The organism is Aeromonas sp. ZOR0002 (genome assembly GCF_963866995.1).
GTDB lineage: Bacteria > Pseudomonadota > Gammaproteobacteria > Enterobacterales > Aeromonadaceae > Aeromonas > Aeromonas caviae.
Genome location: NZ_CAWMFQ010000243.1, coordinates 8174 through 17916, shown reverse-complemented (window position 1 = coordinate 17916; position 9743 = coordinate 8174). Strand labels below are relative to the sequence as shown.

Here is a 9743-nt window from a genome sequence, read left to right as displayed (position 1 = left end):
ATCATTCCCGGCCTGTTCGGTCTGGTGATGGCCTACTGGCTCGCCAAGCGCCTCAACAACCGGGGCAGCAAGGTGGCCGCCGACGAGGTGGTGAGCTTTGACGGTGCCAAGTTGCCCGGCTTTGCCGCCGCCATCAGTGCGCCCCTGGTCGCCATCCTGCTGCTGGCTCTGCGTCCCATCGCCGGCATCGTGGTGGACCCGCTCATTGCGCTGCCCCTCGGCGGCCTGGTCGGGGCCCTGATGATGGGCAAGTTCACCAAGGTGAACCAGTTTGCCGTCTCGGGCCTGGCCCGCATGGCACCGGTGGCCATCATGCTGCTGGGGACGGGGACCCTGGCGGGCATCATCGCCAACTCCGGCCTGAAAGATGTGCTCATCAGCGGCCTGACCGCCTCCGGTCTGCCCTCCTATCTGCTGGCCCCCATCTCCGGTGCCCTGATGTCGCTGGCGACCGCCTCGACCACGGCCGGGACAGTGGTGGCCTCCAACGTGTTCAGCGCCACTCTGATTGAACTGGGGATCAGCAGCCTGGCAGGGGCCGCCATGATCCACGCCGGCGCCACCGTGTTTGACCATATGCCCCACGGCTCCTTCTTCCATGCCACCGGCGGCAGCGTCCACATGGGCGTCGGCGAGCGACTCAAGCTCATCCCCTACGAAACCGCGGTCGGTCTGACCGTCGCCGTTGTCTCCACCCTGATGTTTGGCGTGTTTGGCCTCGCCTAAGGAACTGATATGAAAATTGTGATCGCCCCCGATTCATTCAAGGAGAGCCTGAGCGCCATGGCGGTGGCCGATGCCATCGAGGCCGGTTTCAAGCAGGTGCTGCCGGATGCCACCTACGTCAAGCTGCCCATGGCCGATGGCGGCGAGGGGACGGTGCAGTCTCTGGTGGATGCCACCGGTGGTCGCATCCTGCCGGTCGAGGTGACCGCCCCCCTCGGCAACAGGGTGCAGGGCTTCGTGGGCCTGCTGGGGGATGGCAAGCGCGCCGTCATCGAGATGGCGGCGGCCTCCGGCCTCCATCTGGTGGCGCCCGAGCTGCGCAATCCGCGGCTCACCTCCAGTGTCGGCACCGGGGAGTTGATCCTGGCCGCGCTGGAGATGGGGGTGAACCACCTCATCCTCGGCATCGGCGGCAGCGCCACCAATGACGGCGGTGCCGGCATGATCCAGGCACTCGGCGGCAAGCTCCTGAAAGCAGATGGTACCCCCATCGCGCCGGGCGGTGCCGGTCTGGCCGAGCTGGCCACCATCGACCTGAGCGGGCTGGATCCCCGTCTGAGCGGGCTCCACATCGAGGTGGCCTGCGACGTGGACAATCCGCTGTGCGGCCCGAAAGGGGCGTCCGCCGTGTTCGGTCCCCAGAAGGGGGCAACTCCCGAGATGGTGGCCGAGCTGGATGCCAATCTGGCCCGTTACGCGGACTGCATCGAGCAGGCGCTTGGCAAGCAGGTGAAGGAGATCCCGGGAACGGGGGCCGCAGGCGGCATGGGGGCTGCCCTGGTGGGGCTGCTCGGCGCCGAGCTCAAACCCGGCATCCGGATCGTCATCGAGGCCCTGAACCTGGCCGAGGCGGTGGCCGATGCGGATCTGGTCATCACCGGCGAGGGCCGCATCGACAGCCAGACCATCCATGGCAAGACGCCCATCGGGGTGGCTCGCTGTGCCAAGCAGTTCGGCAAGCCGGTGATCGGCATCGCCGGATGCCTCACCGATGACTGCGGCGTGGTGCACGAGCATGGGCTGGATGCGGTGTTCGCCGTGGTCAATCGGGCCATGTCCCTGCCGGAGGCGCTGGCCACCGCCACCACCAACCTGCAGCTCACGGCTCGCAACGTGGCGGCTCTCTACCTGCTGCGCAAATGACCCTCTCTCCTGGCCGATGCGGTGCATCGGCCAGACCCTGCCCCGTGCAGCAGAGTGAGCGGCCCGGCGTGGCACCTCTGACGCACTTGCCGATCCTTGGGTCGGCTTTTTTTTATTATCCTGCTGTCTTTCATATGGTTTTTGTATTCTGACAAGGGGCTTTGCGGCATAGTGATCTCCCGACAGTGAGGGAGCCACGAGAAACAAGGCCCGCCTGAGGAAGGGCTTCCCATTCCGGGGGGCAATATGCGAGGAGCGAGCCATGATCCTGCTGACCCTGGGGGTGGTGTTGTTCACCCTGATCCATCTTTACCCCTGTTTCGCGGCACAACACCGCGCCCGTCTGCGGGAGCGGCTGGGGGAGAACCGCTACAAGGGGCTCTTCTCGCTGCTGGTGTTCGTCGCCATCGGCTGCATCCTCGCAGGCTGGCGCAGTGCCAGCCCCATGCCCCTCTATTTTCTGCCTGTCTGGGGGCCCACCCTGGTGATGGGGGTCATGCCGATCGCCCTCGTCCTGCTGTGCGCGGGGCAGGGGGCCAACCATTTCCGCCGTTGGCTGGTGCATCCCCAGCTGCTCGGGGTGCTGCTCTGGTCGGGGGCCCATCTGGCGGTAAACAGCGAGGCGCGTTCTCTGGTGCTGTTTGGCGGGCTCGGTCTCTGGGCACTCATCAGCATCGTCTGGATTTCGATGCGGGAGTGGGGCCGTCACCCCCGTGCCGCCGCCACCTGGCAGGGGACGGGGATCAGTCTGGGGGCGGGGCTGGCCCTCACGGCTCTGCTTATCTTCTGGGGACACGGCTGGCTGACCGGGATCCCCCTGCACTGATCCCTGAACCAGATTCCGGGGTCTTGCGTATGATGGACAAAACAATGGGAGTCACGTCGATGAAATGGTTCACCCTGCTGCTGATGCTCGGCTCGGGCGCGGTCTCTGCCGCCTGCCCCGATTACTTCAACGTGGAGATGCGGGAGCTCAACAGCACCCAGCGCCACAACCTCTGCCAGTTGACCGAGGGCAAGGTGGTGCTGGTGGTCAACACCGCCTCCTACTGCGGTTACAGCGGTCAGTTCCGGGATCTGGAAGCCCTCTATCAGGGCTACAAGGAGAAAGGACTGATGGTGTTGGGCTTCCCCTCCAACGATTTCTGGCAGGAGGCGGGCAACGAGAACAAGACCGCCGAGGTGTGCCGCCGGGACTACGGGGTGACCTTCCCCATGTTCAACCGGGTGGCGGTGCGGGGTTCGGATGCGGTGCCGCTGTTCAAGGGGCTGGCCGCGGCTGCCGACGGTGATGCGCCCAACTGGAACTTCCACAAGTACCTGGTCGGGCGGGACGGCAAGCTGATTGCGAGCTATGGCGCCAACCAGAATCCGTCGGATGATCCTCTCAAACAGCAGATCATCGATGCCCTGGGGCACTGACCCTACCCCATGGCGGGCCACTCTGGAATAATGCGGCCCCGCCATCCACTCCGGTGACACCGTGCTGCAACGTCTTCCCCAAATGGTGATCTTCGATGCCCTGGTTCGTGAACAGGGCATCTCGGCGGCCGCGCGCCGCCTCGGGGTCTCCAAATCCCACATCAGCAAGCAGCTCGCCCTGCTGGAAACCGCGCTCGGCGCCCAGCTGGTACAGCGCACTACCCGCCGTTTCGGGCTCACCGAACTGGGTCAGGAGTATGCCCGCCACTGCCGCGCTCTGGTGGCGGTGGCGCTGGAGGCGGAATCCATGGTGGCGGAGCGCCGTGGCAAGGTGAGCGGCGTGCTCCATCTGGGGGTTGGTCAATCCTTCGGGCGGTTGCACGTGATCCCGCGCCTCAAGGCGTTTCAAGCACGTTATCCGGATCTGGAGCTGGAGGTGTCCCTGTTCGATCACCGCACCAATCTGGTGGATGAGGGGCTGGATCTCTGGATCACCACCTACGAGGACAAACCCGAGTCCCTGGTAGGGCAGCGACTGGCAGATATCGGTTTCGTGCTGGTGGCCTCGCCGGATTATCTGCTGAGTCACGGCACGCCACTGCACCCCAGGGATCTGGCCCATCACAATTGCATCACCTACCAGAGCCGGGAGCGGCGCTACCACGAGTGGTCATTTCGCCAGGGCAAGGAGCGCCAGACGGTGCAGGTGGCGGGCAACTATCGGGTGGATCTGGCGGAAGCGGTGCGGGACGCCGCCCTGGCCGGGCTCGGCATCGCCTATGTGGCCAACTACCTGCTGGACAAGGAGCTGCAATCTGGTCAGCTCATCCCTCTGCTGCCCCAGTGGCAACCGAACCAGAAGATGGCGGTGCACGCCGTCTATGCCAGGCGAGAGCATCTGGATCCCAAGATCCGGCTGTTCATCGACTTCCTCAAGGAGAGCTTCGGACCCGGGCCCTACTGGGCGCAGCGACTCGCACCCTGGCTCGGGGGGAAATTGTCCGGCACCGAGGAATAATCGTTTCCATACAAGAACACTGGCGTGAGTGCGGTTTCAAAGTTGTGTCAAATCAGTCAGTTGGCGCAACCGATATCGTGCAAACGTTTTTGCTAACAGGGTTGTAACCCGGCGGGGTTGCGGCGGTGAGGGGAGGGGAGCAGAATCCGCGCCCATCTTCAGCCTCACTGGATGGAATCCCCATGATTGCCCTGCTTGGTATCCTGAGCATCCTGGCCCTGGCCGCACTCTGCTCTGATAATCGTCGTCGTATCCCGTTGCGAACAGTGGGCTTTGCTCTCTGCCTGCAAGTGCTCTTCGCCGCCCTGGTGCTCTGGCTGCCCGCCGGTCAACAGGTCTTGAACGGTGTCAGCGAGAGCGTCAGCAGCGTCATCGGCTACGGCCAGGAGGGGATTGCCTTCCTGTTCGGGGATCTGGCCAAGTTCAAACTCGGTTTCATCTTCGCCTTCAACGTGCTGCCGGTGATCATCTTCTTCTCCGCGCTGATCGCCATCCTCTATCACATCGGCCTGATGCCCAAAGTGATCGCCCTGCTCGGCGGCGGCCTGCAGAAATTGCTGGGCACCGGCCGCGCCGAGAGCCTCTCTGCCACCGCCAACATCTTCGTCGGCATGGTGGAAGCGCCGCTGGTGGTCAAACCCTATCTCTCCAGGATGTCCGATTCCCAGTTCTTTGCGGTGATGAGCTGCGGGCTGGCCTCGGTAGCTGGCGGCACCCTGGTGGGCTACGCCAGCATCGGGGTCGAGCTGAAATACCTGATTGCGGCGGCCTTCATGTCCGCCCCTGCCGGGCTTGCCATGGCCAAGATCCTGGTGCCGCCCGCCGCGCAAGAGGAAGATCACCACGAAGACGTGGAGATCCCCCGCGCCACCAACGTCATTGAAGCGGCCGCCGATGGTGCCATGGCGGGTCTCAACATCGCCGTCGCCGTGGGGGCGACCCTGCTGGCCTTCGTCGGCGTGATCGCCCTGCTCAACGGCCTGCTGGGCTGGGCCGGCGACCTGGTGGGGCTGGATCTGAGCTTCCAGATCATCCTGGGCTGGCTGTTCGCCCCCGTCTCCTGGCTGATCGGTGTGCCCTGGGATCAGGCCCAGGCAGCCGGTGCCCTGATCGGCACCAAGATCGTCATCAACGAGTTCGTCGCCTTCATTGCCCTGGTGCAGGATCAGACCTTGAACGAGTCGAGCAAGGCCATCGTCACCTTCGCCCTGTGCGGTTTCGCCAATATCTCTTCCATGGCGATCCTCATCGGCGGCCTGGGGGCCATGGTGCCGGAGCGCAAGTCCTTCATCGCCCGCTACGGCATGCGCGCCATCCTGGCGGGGGTGCTGGCAAACCTGATGAGCGCCTCCCTGGCAGGCTTGTTCCTCGCCCTCTGATAGACCCTGGAAGTCAGCACCTTCCGGTCATTGCCCGCTTCGGCGGGCTTTTTTGCACCCGCTTGCAGGCAAAAAAAGCGCCTCTGGGGAGGCGCGGGGAAAAGACAGATTGGAAGCGTCACATGGGTGCCACCTGAATGAGGGATGAGCCGTCCCATCCAAGTGTGAAGCCATGATGCCTGATGCTCTCTGAAGCGCTTCTGAGGCGATTCTTCATACTGTGTTCATTTTCAAAATGCTGCTGCAATGTGATTTTTAAATGTTTGATGCTGAAATAAAATAAATAATCAGTGATTTATTTTGTTGTGCAGCTCAAAGGAAAGATGAATCGGGGCGGTGGGCACGCTCCTGCCATGGGGCGGATCCGGCGACAGATTATCCCGGTGACGGCTCAGCGAATCACGTAACCATGCTGCCAGATGGCAAACAACCAGCATGTGATTGGGGTGTTGCCCGTCATGGATAGTGCAATACCGCCTGCTGTCTGCTGTCTGCTGTTGGGACCAGCAACTCGTATGTGATGGAGATGCCGCTCGTCAGAGGATCCGCGCGAGTGGCCTGTGGTCTGTGGTGCCTGCACCCGCAACCTGCATTTGACAGGAGGCGCGCCCCTTCATGGGGTCAGCGCGAAGTGGTCTGCGGTCTCCTGCTCCAGTGCCAGCAACCAGCGCTTGATGGGGATGCCTCCCCCGTAGCCGGTCAGTTCACCGCTGCGCCCTATGACCCTGTGGCAGGGTACTATGATGCTGAGGGGATTGCGGCCGTTGGCGGCGCCCACCGCCCGCACGGCCCTGGGGTTGCCGATGGCCTCTGCAATCTGGAGGTAGCTGACGGTCTCGCCGTAGGGAATGTCGCACAACGCCTGCCACACGGCCTGCTGGAATGGTGTGCCCGTGGCGGCCAGGGGGAGATCGAAGCGCCGCAGTCGGCCGGCAAAGTAGGCGGCAAACTGCTCGACGAAGGGGGCCAGGGCGGCATCATCCCGCTGCCACTCCGGTTGCGGCAGGACGGGGCGCTCCCCTTGCATGAATTCCACGTGGCGCAGCCCGGCCCCATCGATGGCGATGAGCAAGGGCCCCTTGGCGCATTCACAAAAGCTGTACTGCATTCTCTTGTCCTCGGGCTTGTGGCAGGTCACTCCAGCACGGGCTTGCCGCGGGTGGATTTGATCTCTCCCTTGCGTTTCTTGGCATCGACCCGCTTGCGCTGGGAGCTGCGGGTCGGCTTGGTGGCGTGGCGGGCCTTGGGGCGCCAAGCGGCTTTTTTCAGCAGCTCGGTCAGGCGGCTCATGGCCTCCTTGCGATTCATGTCCTGGCTGCGATGGGTCTCGACCCTGATCTGGATGAAGCCGTCGTGAACCCGGCTGTCGCTGAGCCGCTCCAGTCCCTCCTTGTAGAGCGGCGGCAGGCTGGGGGAGTCGCGATAATCGAAGCGCAGCCAGACGGCGGAGTCGGTCTTGTTGACGTGCTGCCCGCCATTGCCCTGGGCCCGCATGGTCTGGAATTGCAGTTCATGCCAGGGGATGATCACGCTGTTGGAGATGACTAACATGGGGTGATGCTCTCATTTGGTGCATCAAGGGAGTCTGGTGCAGCTTGGTGCCTCATTATGGGGCGAGATGCGCTTCCTTGGTGATCCTGAGCCTTTCTGGCTCAGAGTGTCATATCTATCTATATGAAAATAAACGATAAAAATACTTGGCACAAGAATTGATGACCCATTCGTGACATACCATGGATTGGGAGCAACCAGATGAAGCTGATTACTGCGATTATCAAACCTTTCAAGTTGGACGACGTGCGCGAGGCCATCGCCAACCTGGGGGTGGAAGGCCTGACCGTCTCCGAAGTGAAGGGTTTTGGTCGCCAGAAGGGGCACACCGAATTATACCGGGGGGCCGAGTACCAGGTCGACTTTCTGCCGAAGGTGAAGCTGGAGATCGCCACCGCAGACGAGAACGTCGAAGGGGTGATCGAGGCCATCTGCAAGGCGGCCTATACCGGCAAGATCGGTGACGGCAAGATTTTCGTCTATGACCTGCTTCAAGCGGTGCGTATTCGTACTGGTGAGAGCGACGACGAGGCGCTCTGAGTACGCTCCTTTGCCCGGCCGGGTCGGGCAAAGGTCCGGGCAGGTTCTGCCGACAGTGTGAATGGGTGGTCGTCGAAAGACCGGATGGGATTCCATCCGGTCTTTTTGTTTGGCCGCTGATTAAATAGATCGTTCCAACCCAGCAAACCGCCTTGATCCTCTCCTCCCGATTCATGCAGAATGCAAACGAAAATGGTTATCACTCTTTACGCAGACAAGGAACGGATGATGAAAATGAAGATGTTGGCACTGGCTTTCTCCACGCTTGTCGCCCAGTCGGCGTTCGCCGCCCAGGAGGTAAACGTCTATTCGAACCGTCAGGATGAGCTGATCAAGCCCATCATCCAGCAGTTCGAGAAGGAGACCGGGATCAAGGTCAATGTGGTGTTTGCCAAAGAGGGGCTCAACGAGCGTCTGGAACGGGAAGGCAAGCTCTCTCCGGCCGATCTGATGCTGACCGTGGACATCAGCCGTCTGACCGAGCTGGTGGACAAGGACCTGGTGCAGCCGGTGGACAGCAAGACGCTGCAGGAGAACATCCCCTCCATCTATCGCGATCCGGACAACCGCTGGTTCGCCCTGACCACCCGGGTGCGTGCCATCTACTCCAGCAAGGAGCGTCTTGGCAAGCTCGACACCATCCGCTACGAAGATCTGGTCAAGCCTGAATTCAAAGGAAAAATTTGTACCCGTAGTGGCAAGCACGAGTACAATGTGGCGCTGGTTTCGTCCATGATTGCCCATCACGGCATGGCGGATACCAAGACCTGGCTGGAAGGGGTCAAGGCCAACCTGGCGCGCAAGCCCCAGGGCAACGACCGTGATCAGGTCAAGGCGATCAAGGACGGCATCTGTGATGTCTCCCTGGGCAACAGCTACTACCTGGGTGCCATGTTGAAGGACCCGGCGCAGAAGTCCTGGGCCGACGCGGTGGAAATCAACTTCCCGAACCAGGGTGATCGCGGTGCCCACGTCAACGTGAGCGGCGTGGCCATGACCAAGTATGCCAAGAACAAGGACGCAGCACAGAAGCTGATGGAGTTCCTCTCCGGGGATACCGCCCAGCACATGTATGCTGATGTGAATGCCGAGTACCCGGTCAAGGCGGGGGTCGAGCCTTCTGCCATGGTCAAGTCCTGGGGCACGTTCAAGTCTGACCCCATGCCGGTCAGCGACTACGCCAAGCACCGCAAGGACGCCTTGCAACTGCTGGATGAAGTGAAATTCGACTTGTAATCAGATGGGGCCAACGGCCCCATCAACATCTGTGGACTCATGAAACATTTTGGATGGATTGCCGGCAGCTGGGTCACCGCTCTGCTGCTGGGTTTGCCGGTACTCGCCCTGGTCTTCTCCGCCTTCTCGGCTGATGGGGAACTGTTTGCCCACCTCGCCGATACCGTACTGCCCGACTATCTGCGAAACACGTCCGGCCTGGTGCTGGGGGTGGTCTGCCTCAGCCTGCTGTTCGGAGTGCCCACCGCCTGGCTGGTGGCCATGTGCGAGGTGCCGGGGCGCCGCGCCCTGCAATGGGCGCTGATGCTGCCCATGGCGATGCCCTCCTATATCGTTGCCTACGTCTATACCGACCTGCTCGACTACTCGGGCCCGCTGCAGGCGGGGCTGCGGGCCCTGTTTGGCTGGCAGGGGCCGGCCGACTACTGGTTCCCGGCCATTCGCTCCCTCGGGGGCGCCGCCTGGGTGCTGGCGCTGGTGCTCTTCCCCTATGTCTATCTGCTGGCACGGGCCTCCTTCCTGGAGCAGTCGGTCAGCCTCATTCACTCCAGCCGTCTGCTCGGCTGCACCCCCTGGCAGAGTTTTCGCCGCCTGAGCCTCCCCCTGGCCCGCCCGGCCATCATGGTGGGGGCATCTCTGGTCGCGATGGAAACGCTGGCGGACTTTGCCACCGTCCACTTCTTTGCCATCAACACCCTGACCACCGCCATCTACGACACCTGGCTCGG

General features: G+C 62.5%; 10 protein-coding genes and 1 pseudogene. 9 read left to right on the top strand and 2 right to left on the bottom strand.

Features of this window, described 5'->3' with window-relative positions; translation table 11 throughout:
• From AACR77_RS13525 to AACR77_RS13500, 6 genes and pseudogenes are all read left to right on the top strand, one after another.
• A pseudogene (locus tag AACR77_RS13525) lies at positions 1-726 on the top strand (GntP family permease); the annotation flags it as partial.
• Positions 727-735: 9 nt separating this feature from the next.
• Positions 736-1869 (top strand): glycerate kinase, encoded by a 1134-nt coding sequence (locus tag AACR77_RS13520; protein WP_042882141.1) that lies wholly within the window; start codon positions 736-738, stop codon positions 1867-1869.
• Positions 1870-2131: 262 nt separating this feature from the next.
• On the top strand, positions 2132-2695 hold the full coding sequence (locus tag AACR77_RS13515; RefSeq protein WP_010673062.1) for an NnrU family protein: 564 nt from the start codon (positions 2132-2134) through the stop codon (positions 2693-2695).
• Positions 2696-2754: 59 nt separating this feature from the next.
• Positions 2755-3291, top strand: coding sequence for a glutathione peroxidase (locus AACR77_RS13510; protein WP_010673063.1), 537 nt, complete (start codon positions 2755-2757; stop codon positions 3289-3291).
• Between the two features lie 82 nt (positions 3292-3373).
• A complete protein-coding gene (locus tag AACR77_RS13505; RefSeq protein ID WP_010673064.1) occupies positions 3374-4309 on the top strand; it encodes a LysR family transcriptional regulator in 936 nt (311 codons plus the stop codon).
• A gap of 182 nt (positions 4310-4491) precedes the next feature.
• Complete coding sequence (locus AACR77_RS13500) at positions 4492-5688, top strand: NupC/NupG family nucleoside CNT transporter (RefSeq protein WP_039039970.1); 1197 nt, start codon at positions 4492-4494, stop codon at positions 5686-5688.
• Between the two features lie 613 nt (positions 5689-6301).
• On the opposite strand, the gene AACR77_RS13495 is transcribed toward AACR77_RS13500, so the two are convergent.
• Positions 6302-6796 carry a methylated-DNA--[protein]-cysteine S-methyltransferase gene (locus AACR77_RS13495; RefSeq protein ID WP_041215824.1) on the bottom strand — a complete coding sequence of 165 codons (495 nt, stop codon included), beginning with the start codon at positions 6794-6796 and terminating at the stop codon, positions 6302-6304.
• 26 nt (positions 6797-6822) lie between these two features.
• On the bottom strand, positions 6823-7239 hold the full coding sequence (arfB, locus tag AACR77_RS13490; RefSeq protein WP_010673067.1) for an alternative ribosome rescue aminoacyl-tRNA hydrolase ArfB: 417 nt from the start codon (positions 7237-7239) through the stop codon (positions 6823-6825).
• 201 nt (positions 7240-7440) lie between these two features.
• Between arfB and glnK the strand changes: the two genes are divergently transcribed.
• From glnK to AACR77_RS13475, 3 genes are all read left to right on the top strand, one after another.
• A complete protein-coding gene (glnK, locus tag AACR77_RS13485; RefSeq protein ID WP_005332325.1) occupies positions 7441-7779 on the top strand; it encodes a P-II family nitrogen regulator in 339 nt (112 codons plus the stop codon).
• 228 nt (positions 7780-8007) lie between these two features.
• Positions 8008-9015, top strand: coding sequence for a Fe(3+) ABC transporter substrate-binding protein (locus AACR77_RS13480; RefSeq protein WP_039039971.1), 1008 nt, complete (start codon positions 8008-8010; stop codon positions 9013-9015).
• A gap of 39 nt (positions 9016-9054) precedes the next feature.
• The coding region (locus tag AACR77_RS13475) for an ABC transporter permease (RefSeq protein ID WP_042882139.1) at positions 9055-9743 on the top strand (689 nt) is incomplete at its 3' end.

Coding starts and splice junctions, on each gene's coding strand:
- AACR77_RS13520 (WP_042882141.1), top strand. CDS start 736: ATGAAAATTGTGATCGCCCCCGATTCATTCAAGGAGAGCCTGAGCGCC.
- AACR77_RS13515 (WP_010673062.1), top strand. CDS start 2,132: ATGATCCTGCTGACCCTGGGGGTGGTGTTGTTCACCCTGATCCATCTT.
- AACR77_RS13510 (WP_010673063.1), top strand. CDS start 2,755: ATGAAATGGTTCACCCTGCTGCTGATGCTCGGCTCGGGCGCGGTCTCT.
- AACR77_RS13505 (WP_010673064.1), top strand. CDS start 3,374: ATGGTGATCTTCGATGCCCTGGTTCGTGAACAGGGCATCTCGGCGGCC.
- AACR77_RS13500 (WP_039039970.1), top strand. CDS start 4,492: ATGATTGCCCTGCTTGGTATCCTGAGCATCCTGGCCCTGGCCGCACTC.
- AACR77_RS13495 (WP_041215824.1), bottom strand. CDS start 6,796: ATGCAGTACAGCTTTTGTGAATGCGCCAAGGGGCCCTTGCTCATCGCC.
- arfB (WP_010673067.1), bottom strand. CDS start 7,239: ATGTTAGTCATCTCCAACAGCGTGATCATCCCCTGGCATGAACTGCAA.
- glnK (WP_005332325.1), top strand. CDS start 7,441: ATGAAGCTGATTACTGCGATTATCAAACCTTTCAAGTTGGACGACGTG.
- AACR77_RS13480 (WP_039039971.1), top strand. CDS start 8,008: ATGAAAATGAAGATGTTGGCACTGGCTTTCTCCACGCTTGTCGCCCAG.